General features: G+C 60.5%; 15 protein-coding genes. 3 read left to right on the top strand and 12 right to left on the bottom strand.

Annotation, left to right across the window (positions count from 1 at the left end):
- Positions 1–204: 204 nt before the first annotated feature.
- On the top strand, positions 205–1,044 hold the full coding sequence (locus DW850_RS02970; protein ID WP_006235793.1) for a sulfide/dihydroorotate dehydrogenase-like FAD/NAD-binding protein: 840 nt from the start codon (positions 205–207) through the stop codon (positions 1,042–1,044).
- Positions 1,035–2,444, top strand: a complete 1,410-nt coding sequence (gene gltA, locus DW850_RS02965; RefSeq protein ID WP_117786189.1) for an NADPH-dependent glutamate synthase — start codon at positions 1,035–1,037, stop codon at positions 2,442–2,444. The genes DW850_RS02970 and gltA overlap by 10 nt, the downstream gene beginning before the upstream one ends.
- Before the next feature lie 452 nt (positions 2,445–2,896).
- On the opposite strand, the gene DW850_RS02960 is transcribed toward gltA, so the two are convergent.
- The 11 genes from DW850_RS02960 to DW850_RS02910 all read right to left on the bottom strand — a co-directional run bounded on the left by DW850_RS02960 (position 2,897) and on the right by DW850_RS02910 (position 13,223).
- Positions 2,897–3,520: an AAA family ATPase gene (locus tag DW850_RS02960; protein WP_117786188.1), complete on the bottom strand. Its 624-nt coding sequence runs from the start codon at positions 3,518–3,520 to the stop codon at positions 2,897–2,899.
- Between the two features lie 167 nt (positions 3,521–3,687).
- Positions 3,688–4,326, bottom strand: coding sequence for an amino acid ABC transporter permease (locus tag DW850_RS02955; RefSeq protein WP_055285379.1), 639 nt, complete (start codon positions 4,324–4,326; stop codon positions 3,688–3,690).
- 3 nt (positions 4,327–4,329) lie between these two features.
- Positions 4,330–5,076, bottom strand: coding sequence for an amino acid ABC transporter permease (locus DW850_RS02950; RefSeq protein WP_035136546.1), 747 nt, complete (start codon positions 5,074–5,076; stop codon positions 4,330–4,332).
- Positions 5,077–5,101: 25 nt separating this feature from the next.
- Positions 5,102–5,977: a transporter substrate-binding domain-containing protein gene (locus tag DW850_RS02945; RefSeq protein ID WP_117786187.1), complete on the bottom strand. Its 876-nt coding sequence runs from the start codon at positions 5,975–5,977 to the stop codon at positions 5,102–5,104.
- An 8-nt stretch (positions 5,978–5,985) separates the two neighbouring features.
- Positions 5,986–6,717: an amino acid ABC transporter ATP-binding protein gene (locus DW850_RS02940; RefSeq protein WP_055251548.1), complete on the bottom strand. Its 732-nt coding sequence runs from the start codon at positions 6,715–6,717 to the stop codon at positions 5,986–5,988.
- A 379-nt stretch (positions 6,718–7,096) separates the two neighbouring features.
- Entirely contained in the window at positions 7,097–7,540 is a 444-nt protein-coding gene (locus tag DW850_RS02935) for a GatB/YqeY domain-containing protein (protein ID WP_117786186.1), read from the bottom strand.
- A 54-nt stretch (positions 7,541–7,594) separates the two neighbouring features.
- Complete coding sequence (locus DW850_RS02930; RefSeq protein ID WP_117786185.1) at positions 7,595–8,815, bottom strand: peptidylprolyl isomerase; 1,221 nt, start codon at positions 8,813–8,815, stop codon at positions 7,595–7,597.
- A 170-nt stretch (positions 8,816–8,985) separates the two neighbouring features.
- Positions 8,986–9,450 (bottom strand): PTS sugar transporter subunit IIA, encoded by a 465-nt coding sequence (locus DW850_RS02925; protein WP_117786184.1) that lies wholly within the window; start codon positions 9,448–9,450, stop codon positions 8,986–8,988.
- A gap of 152 nt (positions 9,451–9,602) precedes the next feature.
- Positions 9,603–10,304 carry a phosphoribosylglycinamide formyltransferase gene (gene purN, locus DW850_RS02920; RefSeq protein WP_117786183.1) on the bottom strand — a complete coding sequence of 234 codons (702 nt, stop codon included), beginning with the start codon at positions 10,302–10,304 and terminating at the stop codon, positions 9,603–9,605.
- Entirely contained in the window at positions 10,294–11,397 is a 1,104-nt protein-coding gene (gene purM, locus DW850_RS02915; RefSeq protein ID WP_117786182.1) for a phosphoribosylformylglycinamidine cyclo-ligase, read from the bottom strand. The genes purN and purM overlap by 11 nt, the downstream gene beginning before the upstream one ends.
- A gap of 155 nt (positions 11,398–11,552) precedes the next feature.
- The gene (locus DW850_RS02910) at positions 11,553–13,223 is read right to left on the bottom strand and encodes an amidophosphoribosyltransferase (protein WP_117786181.1); all 1,671 of its coding nucleotides are present in this window, start codon (positions 13,221–13,223) and stop codon (positions 11,553–11,555) included.
- Positions 13,224–13,517: 294 nt separating this feature from the next.
- Between DW850_RS02910 and DW850_RS02905 the strand changes: the two genes are divergently transcribed.
- Positions 13,518–14,747, top strand: coding sequence for a putative ABC transporter permease (locus tag DW850_RS02905; RefSeq protein WP_117786180.1), 1,230 nt, complete (start codon positions 13,518–13,520; stop codon positions 14,745–14,747).
- 90 nt (positions 14,748–14,837) lie between these two features.
- Here DW850_RS02905 and DW850_RS02900 read toward each other — a convergent pair whose 3' ends face one another.
- The gene (locus DW850_RS02900; RefSeq protein ID WP_117564036.1) at positions 14,838–15,254 is read right to left on the bottom strand and encodes a molybdenum cofactor biosynthesis protein MoaE; all 417 of its coding nucleotides are present in this window, start codon (positions 15,252–15,254) and stop codon (positions 14,838–14,840) included.
- Positions 15,255–15,272: the final 18 nt, after the last annotated feature.

The raw sequence follows: 15,272 nt of genomic DNA, 5'->3' as shown, positions 1-15,272 counted from the left end.
CCTGATAAAACCGACCAAAATAAACCTGTCCCTTTTTGGTAGGTCACTTTTCCCACCTGCCAAAGACACACGTAAGCGACATGTCCATGAGGGTATAATTTGCACCGTATGTCTGCACAACGCCTGTGCGCGTACGGTTTTATTCGGGCTGCCGTCCATTTCCGTGGAGGCACGGTTCGGCCGCCCTAACAAGAGAGGGGTTCTATGTATAAGATCCTGGAGAAGACGCAGTTCTCGGAGAAGGTGTTCAAGTTCCGCATCGAGGCGCCCGCAATCGCCAAGCATGCGCACGCTGGACAGTTCCTCATGGTTCGCGCCAACGAGACGGGCGAGCGCGTCCCGTTTACCCTAGCTGGCTGGAACGGTGACGAGGGCTGGGTCGAGTTCATCTTCATGGTGATCGGCAAGACCACCGAGATGCTGTCCACCTACGAGGCCGGCGAGTCGCTGCGCGACGTCGTGGGCCCGCTGGGCGTTCCCACCGAGATGGCCGAGGGCCCCTGCGCCGTCATTGGCGGCGGCGTCGGCCTGGCAATTGCCTTCCCGGTCGCCAAGCACCTGGTCGAGACCGGCCACGAGGTACACGCCATCATGGGCGCCCGCACCAAGGACCTCCTGCTCATGGAGGACCAGTTCCGCGAGCTCCTCGACGAGGACCACATCCACATCACCACTGACGATGGCTCCTACGGCGAGCAGGGCGTTGTCACCGCTCCGCTGGAGCGCCTGCTGCAGGACAAGGCCGTGAGCCAGGTCTTCTGCGTCGGCCCCGTTCCGATGATGAAGTTCTCGACCCTCACCGCCCAGAAGTACGACACCCCCATCACCGCGTCACTCAACCCCATCATGGTTGACGGCACCGGCATGTGCGGCTGCTGCCGCGTCGAGGTGGGCGGCGTGACCAAGTTCGCTTGCGTCGACGGCCCCGACTTCGATGCCACCCTGGTCGACTGGGATGACCTTCGTGCCCGCCAGGCCGCTTACCGTTCCGAAGAGGGCGAGTCCCTCAAGGCCTATGAGGAAAAGAGCTGCGCATGCCACTAGTTAACGGTCGTTTCGTTGCCGATATGAAGTCGCCCCGCACCCCCGATAACGAGGAGCCGGCTGCCGAGCGCGCCTGCGACTTCCGCCCCGTCGACAAGGGCTTCACCGAGGAGATGGCGCTGGCCGAGGCCGAGCGCTGCCTCAACTGCAAGAAGCCGTTCTGCGTTGAGGGCTGCCCCGTCAACATCAACATCCCCCGCTTTATCGAGCAGATCCGCGCGAAGGACTTCGGCGGCGCTCTCGATACCATCCGCGAGGACTCCATGCTTCCCGCCATCTGCGGCCGCGTCTGCCCGCAGGAGAACCAGTGCGAGGGCAAGTGCATCCGTGGCAAGAAGTCCGAGCCCGTGGCCATCGGCCAGCTCGAGCGCTTCCTGGGTGACCGCCCCGAGCTCGCTTCCACGCCCAAGATGGCTCCCAAGAACGGCAAGAAGGTCGCCGTCGTCGGCTCTGGCCCGTCCGGCATCACCTGCGCCGGCGAGCTCGCCCGTAACGGTTTTGACGTCACCGTCTTCGAGGCCTTCTTCACCGGCGGCGGCGTGCTGGTCTACGGCATCCCCGAGTTCCGTCTGCCCAAGGCAGTCGTCAAGCGCGAGATCGACGGCCTGGAGGACATGGGCGTCAAGTTTGAGTACAACTCCGTCGTGGGCAACATGGCCACGGCCGAGGAGCTGTTCGAGCAGGGCTTCGACGCCATCTACGTTGCGACCGGCGCTGGCCTGCCCAAGTTCCTCAACGTCCCCGGCGAGAACCTGCCCAACGTCTTCTTCGCTAACGAGTACCTCACCCGCGTGAACCTGATGAAGGCCAACAAGTTCCCCGAGTACGACACCCCCACCAAGCACGGCAAGAACGTCGTCGTCTTTGGTGGCGGCAACGTGGCCATGGACGCCGTCCGTACCGCCAAGCGTCTGGGCGCCGAGCACGCCATCATCGCTTACCGTCGTACCGAGGATGAGATGCCCTGCCGTCGCGCCGAGCTGCACCACGCTAAGGCCGAGGGCGTCGAGGTTCTGCCGCTCGTCTCCCCGCTCGAGTTTGTCGCTGGCGAGGACGGCTCCGTGTGCGCCGTCAAGGTCCAGAAGATGGAGCTCGGCGAGCCTGACGAGTCCGGCCGCCGTCGTCCGGTTGCCATCGAGGGCGCCATCGAGGAGATTCCCTGCGACGTCGCGATCTCGGCTATCGGCACCAACGCCAACCCCTTCGCTGCCAAAATCGGCGGCAAGATGGAGCTCAACAAGTGGGGCTACATCGTCGCCGACGAGGAGACCGGCCAGACCCCCGATCCCCGCATCTGGGCCGGCGGCGACATCGTCACCGGTGCCGCTACGGTCATTCTGGCGATGGGCGCCGGCAAGAAGGCCGCCGCTTCCATCACCAAGAGCCTGCTGGGCGAGTAATCACCTGCAGTGCTAGCCACCAAACGGCAAAGTCCCCGTCGAGCACACGCCCGGCGGGGACTTTTTCTATGCCGGCCGCCCCAACCACCACAAAGGGGACAGGCACCTTTGTGGTGGTTGGGGGCCTGACCGACTAGTTTGTCTCGATCTGTAACACCTGGAGCCCGTTGAGCATCGTAGTTGTTACAGATCGAGATATTGCGCCAGCCGCCTCCGCTTTATCTCGATCTGTAACAGTTAGAGGCCAAATTCCTCGCTACATGTTACAGATCGAGACGTTAGGTTGGCGGCTGAACAGTTCGTCTCAATCTGTAACAGTTAGAGCCTTTTTCGCTGGCTTGGTGTTACAGATCGAGATTTTGCAAAAGCCGAGGATAGGCACTGCCGCCAAGGCCTTTCCCTCGGCCTAAAACAAACCACCACAAAGGTGCCTTTGTGGTGGTTTTGATTGGCTAGGCTTCGAGCTGGGCGACTTTGTAGCGGTAGGCAGCGGCAATAACGTCTTTGCAACCCTCGCGGTCCAGCTTGGCGCGGTTGACGACGATGTCTTTACCACTCGTCATCTTCCACTTTCCGGCGCTATAGCGCTTATAGAACGCCTCGCGCGCCTTCTGCTGCTGCTTGACCAGCTTGGCGCCTTTCTTTTTATTAAGGCCACGCTTCTTGCGCACGATCTCGACGCGGTCCTCAAAGGGAGCGGTCACCAACACGGCAATGTGGTTGGGGTTGTTGCGAAGCAGGTAATCGGACAGGCGGCCTTCGATAATGCAGCTCTCGGTCTCGCCCAGATCCAAAATCACCTGACTCATCTTTTGGAACAACTTATCCGAGTACGAACGCGCATCGTAGCGGTCGGGCAGAAACGCCATGTTCTCCACGGCCAGACGCTCGTCGTAGGCGGCCATCTTATCGAGCGACTCGCCCGCGCGCAGCGACGCACGCACCAGCAGCTCGTTATCGTACAGAGGAATCCCCAACTCGTCGGCAAGCATGCGACCAATCTCATGGCCCTCGGCGCCAAAGTCACGCGCGATGGTAATGACCACAGGATTCTTCTTATTCTCCAGATCGCTCATCGCGATTCCTTTCTAACAAATGAGAAAAGGGCTGTTTATCTCTTATTCCCACGATACCGTACCTGGGTTTTCCTGGTGCCCAAGATTGGCCTGAAAGAGGAGCGACGCGTACTTTGGTACGCGAGCGACGGTTTGAAGGCCAAGGTTGGGTGCCAGGGAAAGCCAGGCTATGCGGCTACGATGCGGCGTTGGTAAGCTCGGACCAGCAGCGAGATGCCAAAGTTGAGCACAAAGTACATCGCAAACACCAGGCCGTAGAGCATAAGCACCTGCGACAGGTCGATCGCATGGGCCATCACGACGTTTGCCGTGTACATGAGCTCGGCCACGTTAATACCCGAAAGATACGAGCTGTCCTTAATGACGGTCGTGCACTGGCTAAACAGCGCCGGAATGATCGTCTTAAACGTCTGCGGCAGAATGATGTAGCGCATGGTGGCAAAGAAGCCGAAGCCCTGGCTCTGCGCCGCCTCAAACTGGCCGCGCGGAATCGAGTTGAGGCCGCCGCGCACAATCTCGGCCATAACGGCGCTGGTAAACAGCGTAAAGGCGATGGTCGAAATCACAATGTCCAAACCCTGCACCGTAAAGTAGATAAATAGGATCCACAGCAGGTTCGGCGTGCAACGGAACAGCTCGATATAGGCGCTCACCAGAATACGGAACGGGCGGGGCGCATAGCTTTTAACGAGCGCCAGCACCGTACCAAAGATGAGCGAGAAAAAGATCGACAGCGCCGAGATCTCGATGGTCTTAACAAAGCCGCCCCAAATGTAGAGCAGGTTGGTCGCGTTGAAGATTTCCATGCGCTAGGCCTCCTCTACGTTGTCGAGCCCCAGCTCGGCCAGGCTCACGCCGCGCGGACGCTCCTTGGAGCGGCGCTCGAGCCACTGAACCAGCATGGCGAGCGGAAAGCAGATGATGAAGTACATAAGGCAGCAGACGATGTATCCCTGCAGGTAACCGTACAGACTCACAAAGTTGTCGGAACGGTACATAAGGTCGCCGCCGGCCACAAGCGCCAGCACCGACGTGTTCTTGACCAGGTTGAGCGCCTGGTTACACAGCGGCGGCAGAATGATCTTGAACGTCTGGGGCAGTACGATGTACCAGTACGCCTGCGCACGGGTGAAGCCCTGGCTCTGGGCCGCCTCCATCTGACCGCGCGGAACCGCCTCGATACCGGTGCGGATGACCTCCGAAATGTAGGCCGCGTGATACAGACCCACGCCCAAGAAGCCCAGCACGAACGGCGCGATGCGCACCGGCTGGTCGGCACCGGTTATGGCCTGCAAAAACTGCGGACCGGCCATGTACATAAAGAGCACCTGTACGGGCAACGGGGTGTTCTGGTAAAACTCCACGTATACGCGGCTTATGGCGCGCAGCACGCGCGAGCGAGTGGTAGAGAACACGCCCAGCAGCGTGCCCAGCACCAGCGACAGCAGCAGGCCGGCAACGACCACCTGCAGCGTCACGCCAAAGCCCTCCCAGAAGGGCCCCATGTTTTGAAATGTCGTCGACCAGCGGTCGGCGTCAAACAATCCTTCGAGCATTTGATTCCTTCCTTGGACGATGCGCCTACACAAGACCCCAGGTCTTGACCTCTTGGTCGAGCCAGCCGTCGGCCAGGCGATCGCAAATCACCTGATCGACCACGGCCGAAAGGTCGCAGCCCTTCTTGGTCGCCACGCCGTAGCCCTGCTCGCCAAACTTGACCTCGGGCTGCAGCAGCTCAACGGTCTCGTTCATGTAACCGGCCAGCGTGGAGCGGTCCATGGCAAAGACGTCGATATTGCCGGCGTCGAGGGAACTCTTGATGATGGGATAGCCGCTAAAGGCCCTAAACTCGGGCTTGCAGCTAAAGCCGTTGTCCTTGATCATCTGCTCGATCAGGCTCTGCGTGGTGGCACCCTGGCTCACGCCGATGACCTTGCCGTCCAAGTCCTCAATCGAGGTAAAGCCCGAACGCTTCTTGACCATGAGTCCCACGTAGTCGGTGCGGTACGGCGTCGAGAAATCCCAGCTCTTCTTGCGCTCGTCGGTGATGGTGTAGGTCGCCGCGACCACGTCGAGTTGGCCGCTATCGATCAGCGGGCCGCGCGTCTTGGGCGTTACGTCGGTAAACTCGACAAGCTCCTGGGCGCGGGCCTCCTTGTAGCTCACGCCAAAGACGGCAGCGGCGATCTGGTAGCACAAATCGACTTCCATGCCCTCAAAGCGGCCCTTGGCGGTGTCGTAATAGCCATAGCCGGGAACGTCCTTCTTGACGCCGGCATTCAGATGTCCACGCGACTTAATGGCCGCAAGCTTAGACCCCTTGTCGGAGCCCTCGCCGCTGGTGGAGTTGCCGCAACCGGTAAGCGCGGTCCCCGTCAGCGCAAGCATGCCGGCGCCCGCCAGCTGCAAAAAGTGACGGCGCGACACGGCCGCCCTCGTCATATCCGTCATGTCCATCACCGCGCCTAGTGCAGAATCTTGGACAGGAACTCGCGGCAGCGCGGGTTCTCGGGGTTATCGAAGAAGTGCTCGGGCGTGCCCTCCTCCAGAATGCGGCCGTCCTCCATAAAGATGACGCGGTCGGCCACCTGGCGCGCAAAGCCCATCTCGTGCGTCACGCAGATCATGGTGATGTCCTCCTGCGCGAGCTCAATCATAACGTCCAGAACCTCCTGGACCATCTCGGGGTCGAGCGCCGAAGTCGGCTCGTCAAACAGGATGATGGGCTGCTTGGTGCACAGGGCGCGGGCGATGGCGATGCGCTGCTGCTGACCACCCGAGAGATTCTGCGGATACTCGCCGGCCTTATGCGCCATGCCGACGCGCTTGAGTGCGGCGATGGCGATCTCGGTCGCCTCCTCCTTGCTCTTCTTTTGCAGCTTGATGGGCGCGAGCGTCAGGTTGCCGAGCACCGTCATGTTGGGATACAGGTTGAACTGCTGAAACACCATGGAACTATACTTGCGAGCCATCTCCAGGTGGTTCTTTTTGGTAAGCGGCGTACCGTCGATGATGACCTCGCCCGACGTGGGCTCCTCCAGATAATCGACGCAACGGATGAGCGTCGACTTACCCGAGCCGGAAGGCCCGATCATTACGAGCTTCTCGCCGCGCTTGACGGTGAGGTTGATATCTTTGAGCACATGCAGGTCGCCAAAGTACTTGTTGAGATGCTTAATCTCGATCATGTCTGCCATGAATGTCCCTTCCCTGCGTTTACACGAGTTGAACTATTGTACGGAAAGAACCACGTTTCCGCAGCCCACACTACATTCCCGTAAAGAACCCGCAACCTTCCACCTGCTCGTTGGTGCTCATTGCACTCATTGGGGACAGACTTAAATGAGTGCCCGCTCATTGGGCATTCATTTAAGCCTGTCCCCAATGAGCGCCGAAAATAATACAACCGCCCTTGTTGAGCATAAGTCAGCGAAAACCCGTACACGCGAGCAAGGTGACGTGAAATGAAAGGGCGCAGACCTTATGGTCGCGCCCTTGAAATTGAACGTCAGATTGCCGTGTGTACGGGTTTGCAGCGTCGAGCCGTTACGCGGTTTGGTAAAACCGCGTAACAAATTACGCGAGTTTGCCGCCGACGATCTTTGCCGCCGCAGGCTTGTCGAAGTTGCCGCCGGTGGCCTTGCCGAGTGCACCCATGACCTGGCCCATCTGCTTCTTGGACGTAGCGCCCAGCTCGGCGATAACCTGCTCGATCAGGGCCTCGAGCTCCTCGCCCGAAACCTGCGCGGGCAGCAGGCTCTCCAGAATCTTGACCTGCTCGGTCAGGTTGTCGGTACGCTCCTGGTCGGTGCCGGCCTTGATGGACATCTCCAGCGTCTCGCTCGTCTGCTTGATCAGACGCTTGATCATGCTGTTGACGTCTTCCTCGGTCACATCGCGGCGCTCGTTAACCTCGATATTCTTCACCTCGGCCTTGACCTGGCGAATGATGGACAGGCGAACCTTGTCCTTGGCCTTCATGGCCGCGATCATTTCCTTCTGCAGCTCTTCGTTGGTCATCTTCAAATCCTCCTCAATAGCGTGGGCGGCACTCGCGCGAGCACCGCCCCATGATTACTCAGTCGTCGACGAATCGTCGGTCGAACTCTTGGTGACGCCCTTCAGGCTCACGTTATAGGGTACGTCCTTGGGCATGGGGTTGACGGTAATGTCGGCGTCCTTCTTGTACTGCTCCAGCCACTCACTGTATGCAGTGCTGGCCGCCTGCGTCTTCACCACGTTGGAGACATACTTCTTGATGGCCTTGGGCACCTGGTTGATGTCATCAACCTGATTATCGACATGGAAGTAGTCGGTGCACTTGATGATGTGGTAACCATAGGTCGACTCGACGACTTCGCTCACGTCGCCCTTGTTGAGCCCCTCGAGTGCCGTCTGGTAGCTGTCGACGAAAGTGGTGAGCTTATCCCAGCCCACATCGCCCTTCTTCTCCTTGGAACCGGTATCCTCGGAGTACTGCTCAACGGCGTCCTCAAAGCTCAGCTCACCGGAGTTGATCTTGTCCAGGCACTCCTGCGCCTTTGCCTTGGCGGCGGCCTTGTCCTCATCAGATGCGTCGGAATCAACCTTGATCAGGATGTTCGACGAGCGGCGGGCGTCGTTGTAGCTGGACAGGTTTTCGTTGATGTAGTCGACAATCTCGCTGTCCTTGGGCTTGCTCGTGGGCGCGACGGCATCCTTGAGTTTCTGCTGCGCCAGGCTCTCCTTGAGCGAGTCCTTGTAGGTGTCCTCGGTATAGCCGTAGGTCTTGAGGGTCTTCTTAAAGGCCTTGGCACCGCCCGCGCTCTTGCACGCGTCCTTCCAAGCCTTCTCGACCTCCTCATCCGACACCGTCACGCCGTTCTCCTTCTGTGCCTGTTGAAGCAGAATCTGCTGCGTGTAGGAGTCGATGAGTTGCTTGCGGTACTTCTTGGGCGTGAGGTCGTTGTCAACCAGATACTGCGCCCAATCCTCATCCTTGGTGTAGCCGTAGGACGTGCGCATGCTCATGATCTGCTTGGTCACGGTGTCCTCGGTGAGGTTGGTGCCGTTGATAGTAGCAGCAACACCGCCGGTCAGCTTGTAGCCCGAGGTGTCCTCGGCCTGCGACATAAGGCCGGAGCATGCCATCGCCGAGACGGAAAGCAGCATTGCCAGCACGCCGATGACCACCAGAACGATCTTGACGGTCTTAGACACGTACGTCTTGCGCTGCTTCTTACGAGAGCTGGAGGCAGCGCGAGCCTGCTGCTCGGGCGTCGGCTCGGGTGCGGGGTTCTTTTTCTTATTTGCCATAGTTGGCCTTTCGCATAACAAATCGAACAAACGCCATTGTGTCACAACGCAGCCCCCGCGGCACGCTTGGTGCATTGGGGACAGGTTAATCTGCACCATTTTGGTGCAAAGGGGACAGATGTGGCACTTGGCAGTTAGGGACAGTCCCCAAGTGCCGACTCAGCCCCACCTTAGAAGTGGCGGCGGATGGCGTCGACCATGCCCTGGGGCGTGGTCTGGCCGAGCACATCGGCTGCGGCATCGGCGTCCATAAAGATATTCATGAGCGTCTGCAGGGCCTCGACCTGACCGCCCGGCTCGGCGATGCCCAGATTGATGACGATCTGCGCCGGCACCGGAGCGCCCATGCCAGCCATAGCGTTAAATGTCACGGGCGCGGCGGGCTTCACCACCGCGATATAGGGCTTGGCCACAAACCCCGGATCGGTATGCGGAATGGCAATGTTTGCCGCCGGCATGGCAAGACCCGTGGGATAGGCATCCTCGCGCGTGCGAACGGCGTCGAGCCAACCGTCGGCAATGTAGCCGCGCGGGGCAAGCTCGCCCTCGAGCCGCGCAAACACCTCATCCGGCGTTGCACACTCCCAATCAAAAAATACCAGCTCAGGCCTAAACAGCGCTTCGTTATCCACCATGCGCTCACCTCTCTCGCCTAGTCACCTGCGACGTTCTTGAATGACTAGTCGTTAAAGAACGTCGCAGGTGGCTACCTAAAACAAAAGGTGGCCACGCGCGCCTTGGCGCCAATGACCACCCTGACTACTCGGCTAAATTGTACTGTGCACCGCTAGCCGCGAGACGCATCAATTGCGACCTTGCCGCTCTCCAGCACGTGGACGCGACCGTCGGCGAGCATCTGCACGACCTCGGGATACAGCACATGCTCGATCGCATGGATGTGCTCCTCGAGCGTGTCGACGTCCCAGCCCTCCTCAACAGCCAGCGCACGCTGGGCGATGATGGGGCCGTTGTCGTAGATCTCGTTGGCAAAGTGCACGGTCACGCCGGTCACCTTGACACCGCGAGCAAACGCATCGTCAATCGCATGGGCACCGGTAAAGCTCGGCAGCAGCGCCGGATGCAGGTTGACCACGCGATTGGGGAACGCCGCCAGCAGCGGCGTGTGCACCATGCGCATGTAGCCGGCCATGACCACATACTCGCAGCCTCGCTCGAGCAGCTCGTGCGCGATAATCTCGTCGGCGGCGATAGGGTCAGCATAGACATCCTTGGAAAGGGTCAGCGTCTGAATACCCGCACGCTCGGCACGCTGCAGACCCTTGGCCGAGGGACGGCTCGAGACCACAAGCTCAATCGAAGCATTGAGCTTGCCGGCGGCGATCAGGTCGATCAGCGCCTGCAGATTGGTGCCAGAGCCGCTGATGAGCACGCCAATCTTGAGCGGCTCGGCCGTATCGGTGCCGGTCGGACGGGTATACGGGTCCCAAGCCAGGACCTCGGCGGCAGCCATCTGCTCGTTAGCGCTCATCAGAGTACACGACCTCACCGGAGCCCTCGACGCACTCGCCCACGCGGAACGGCTTCTCGCCCAGCGCGACCAGAGCCTCGGTCACGGCGGCCTCGTCCTCGGGGGCGACGATCAGGCACAGGCCGACGCCCATGTTGAAGGTCTTGCATGCCTCGTTGGGCGCGAGCTCGGCCTGACGCGACACGTAAGTAATGACGGGCGGAACGTCCCAGCCCATCTCGGCACCGTTGCGGGTGACCACGGCATCGACGTCGTCGGCGAGTGCGCGGTTGAGGTTCTCGGTAATGCCGCCACCAGTGATGTGAGCAATGGCGTGCACCGAAGCGCCGCCACGCAGCAGCTCCAGAATCGGCTTGACGTAGATGCGCGTAGGGGCCAGCAGAGCATCGGCCAGCGAAGCACCGTCGAGCTCCTCGAGCGGACGGCTCAGTTCCTCGGCCTTAGCGGCGGCCTCGGGCGTGCCCGGCTTGATGCCGTCGACACCGATGACCTTGCGCACGAGCGAGTAGCCGTTGGAGTGCACGCCGGTGGAAGGCAGACCCAGGATCACATCGCCGGGGCGAACGTTCGCGGGGTCAAGCATCTTGGGACGATCGACGACGCCCACGGTAAAACCGGCGAGGTCGTAGTCGGCCGGAGCCATGACGCCCGGGTGCTCGGCCATCTCACCGCCCACGAGCGCGCAGCCCGCGAGCTTGCAGCCGTCGGCAACGCCCTTGATGATCTTTGCCATGTGCTCGGCCTCAATGTGACCGATGGCAACGTAATCCAGGAAGAACAGCGGCTCGGCGCCCGAAGCCAAAATGTCGTTGACGCACATGGCGACCAAGTCCTGGCCCACCGTCTCGTGACGGTCCATGATCTGGGCGAGCACGAGCTTGGTGCCCACGCCGTCGGTGCCGCTAATCAGGATCGGGTCTTCCATATCCTTAAGCGCGGCGGCCGAGAACAGGCCGCCAAAGCCACCGATGCCGCCGATGACCTCGGGGCGGTTGGTGTCCTTGACCATCTGCTTAATAGCGTCGACGGCGCGGCCGCCCTCGGCGGTATCGACGCCGGCGTCCTCGTACGTCACATGCTTGCTGTCGCTCATCTGAGCCTTCCTCTCCCACTACCGTCTGACGAGCAGGCGCCAAACGGTGCTCATAGTTGCGCCATTTCGGCGCGCGCCATAACAGCACGCGCCGTCATATCAACAAAACAGCAGGTAAAACCTACCAAAATAAACCTGTCCCTAAATGGCAGGTTTTAGGCCTCGCCGTGTTCCTCTTCCCAGCTGCGGTCGTCGTATTTCTCGACCACGGCGTCGTCGTCAAAGTGAAGCGGCTTGTCCAGGTTGCGGGGCTTAAAGCCCTCCATAAACTTGTCGCGGCCAAAGCTCTCGGGAATCGCCACGGGGTAGCGTCCGGTAAAGCACGCATCGCAGTAACCGCCCTTGGGCATGACCTTCAGCAAGCCCTCGACCGAAAGGAAGGCCAGCGAATCGGCGCCGATATACTCGCAAATCTCGTCGACCGTCTTGTTGGCGCTGATAAGCTGCGACTGCACGTCGGTATCGATACCGTAGAAGCACGGCCAGATGACCTCGGGCGAGTTGATGCGGATATGAATCTCCTTGGCGCCAGCGTTGCGTAGCATCTTGACGAGCTGCACCATAGTGGTGCCACGCACGATGGAGTCGTCGATGACGACCAGGCGCTTGCCCTCGATGTTGTCGCGCAGCGGGTTGAGCTTCATGCGCACGCCCATGGCGCGCAGCTCCTGCGTAGGCTCGATAAACGTACGACCCACGTAGCGGTTCTTGATAAGGCCCTCACCAAAGGGAATGCCACTCTCATGCGAATAGCCCTCCGCGGGCGGCAGGCCGGAGTCGGGCACGCCGATGACCAGGTCGGCCTCGACGGGCTCCTCGTGTGCCAGCTGACGACCCATGTCATAACGGCAGGCGTAGACGCTCTTGCCGTTCATGATGGAATCGGGGCGAGCGAAGTAGACCTGCTCAAAGATGCAGTTAGCAGGCTCTTCGGCGGCAGGCACGCCCTGCTCGGACACAAGGCCCTCGGCGCTGATGCGCAAAATCTCACCGGGACGGACGTCGCGGACGTACTCGGCGCCCACAATATCGAGCGCACAAGTCTCGGAGGCGACGACCCAGCCGCCGGCGCGGGTGACATGGGTGGTGGCGTCAACCGTCGCGGCGCCGTCTTGCGAGGGCAGCTGCGAAACAGAAGCGGCGTCAGCCTGATCCAGGCCCTCGTCCACGAGCTTGCCAAGCACCAGCGGGCGAATGCCGTGAGGATCGCGGAATGCGTAGAGCGCCTGCTCGTTGATGAGCGTCATGGCGTAGCCGCCGCGCACGAGCTCCATCGTCTTGCGGATACCCTCGCGTAGATGGCCTGTACGCTGAGTAAAGTAGCCGATAAGCTTGGTCGCGACCTCGGAATCCGAATTGGAGAGGAACGGCACGCCCAGCTCGATCAGCTGGCGGCGCAGCTCGTCGGTGTTGACCAGAGTGCCGTTGTGAGCAAGCGCGATAATGACGCTGTTGATGGTGGAAAGATGCGGCTGAGAGGCTTCCCAGCTCTTGGCGCCGGCAGTGCCGTAGCGCACATGACCCACGGCCAGCTGACCGGAGAGCGTCGACAGGTCGGCGTTGGAGAACACGCGGTCGAGCAGGCCCAGATCCTTGCGGACCATAACCGTGCCGCCATCACCCACGGCGATTCCCGCCGATTCCTGGCCGCGATGCTGCAGCGCGCGCAGACCAAAGTACGTCAGTCGAGCCACATCGCGATCGGGTGCCCACACACCAAAAATGCCGCATTCCTCATGCAGCTGGTCGGAGTCCGGATCATACGTCGACATGGTCTTCACCTGTCCCGCGGCACGCTCGGCCGCGTGGATGGTTTCTTGAGACATGGCATCCCCTCAGAGCCTCGTTATTTGGCGTTACCTGACCTATTATACGCACGGCAAGACAAGCACTCCCGCGCATGAACAGCGCTTTTTAAAAGCCCACCGAGCTAATAATCCGTTTTGCAGCCAAACATTTTATTGGGCAACCGCCTCGGGGCCGACGATCCCGCATACTTCCGTTACGACGCGTCTCGCCCGCCGTTGGGGCTTGCATTGTTGCAATTGGGACGTTCGTCCTGTCTTTTGGCAGGTCGGCGGCGTATCCTTGTACCTACAGCAAAACGAGAAAGGTTATGTATGGATCGAAACGAACTCGACCCCAGCGTCCCCAGCGCCACGGAGGTCAAGAAGATCCCCCTCATCATTAAGGTGTACGCCGTCCTGTGCATCCTGTCCGGCGTGGGCACGCTCCCTTCGGTCGGCGCCTTTATGTGGCAGGTCATCACCGCGCTCATCAACGGCAACGCCGCCGCCAACCTCGGCGACAACACGCTCGTCGCAGTCGGCCTTATCGTCGCCGGCATCATGCTCTCTGCGGCAAGTGCCGTCATCCTAATCATCTTTGGCCTGGACCTTATCAAAAACCAGCGCCGCAACGCCGCCCGCCTGTCCTATATCCTCATCGCATTTACCGTCGTCGAGCTTTTGGTCGACGTGATGCTCCAGGGTATCGGGCCCTTCTTGCTGCGTCCCGCTATTCAGCTCGGCATCCTCATCGCGCTTTCGGCCACCGTCGACCCCACGCTGCGTCAGGAGCGCGAACTGCAGCGCCGCCTGCAGGAGATGCTCGACCGCGACGCCGCCGCCGAGGGCATGCTCGGGCGCGATGAAACCGGCGAAGGCTACATCAAGCTCAACTACTTCAACCTGTTCTGGGTATTCTTTGTCTGCTGCGTGCTCGGCCTGATCGCCGAGGACATCTGGCACATGACGGTCGACGACCCGGGCGTCTACCAGAACCGCGCCGGCATGCTGTTTGGCCCCTTCAGCCCCATCTACGGATTTGGCGCCGTGCTCATGACCATGGTGCTTAACCGCTTCTACAAAAAGAACCCCATCATCATTTTCCTGGTGAGCGCCCTGCTCGGCGCCAGCTTTGAGGTGTTCGTGGGCTGGTTTATGCAGACCGCGTTTGGCGTGGTCTCGTGGAGCTACTCGCACATAACGCTGTTCGGTTTGCCCGATCCGCTCGTGGTCCTCACGGGCGGACGCACCTGCACGGGCTTCGCCTGCCTGTGGGGCCTGGGCGGCCTCATCTGGATCAAGCTGCTGCTGCCGAGGCTGCTTAAGCTTATCAACAAGATCCCCTGGAAGAGCCGCTACTCGGCCACCGTCATCTTTACCGTTATCATGCTGGTCGACGGCGTCATGACGCTGCAGTCGCTCGACTACTGGTACCAGCGCGTTAACGGCACGGAGCCGGACATTCCCGTCGCACAGTTCTACGGAGAGCACTTCGACAACGAATACATGGAAAACCGCTTCCAGAGCATGACCATGAGCCCCAAGGATGCGACGCGCGTGTAGCGCCCACCGCGCCCAAAACGCAAAATGCCCGCCGGTATCACACGTACCGGTGGGCATTTTTATAAACGATCCTTCTATCGACGCAAGCCTCTACGCCTCGCGCTCGACCTCACTCACGCATTCGTTCTTAATGGTGCCAACGAGCGCCTGCAGCGCATCGACCACGTGCGGGCGAATGTCCCCGCCGATGAGCACGAGCATGATGTCGTCACCTACGGCAAGCTCGCCGCTTGCCAGCCACACACGCACATAGCCGATACCCGGCATCGCACGCGTCGCCTCGATAGCAGCCTGCACCTTCTGAGCATCGAAGCCAAACACCATGCCGCCCACCTTATGCCCAGGCGCCACGCCATCGGTCTCGACTCCGCGCACCTCAGCCTTGGGCGTCGCGCGCACCACACCGTTATGCGTCAGATACATCCCACAGCCTGCCGCCGAAGCATCGGCCTTGGCCTCGCGCAGCCAAGCATCAATCGAAGGCATCAATTTGCCACTCTCGAGCATCATTTCTCCCTTACCGTC

The organism is Collinsella sp. AM36-4AA (assembly GCF_003467795.1).
In the GTDB taxonomy this organism is placed as follows: Bacteria; Actinomycetota; Coriobacteriia; order Coriobacteriales; family Coriobacteriaceae; genus Collinsella.
This window is presented reverse-complemented; position numbering and strand designations above follow the sequence as displayed.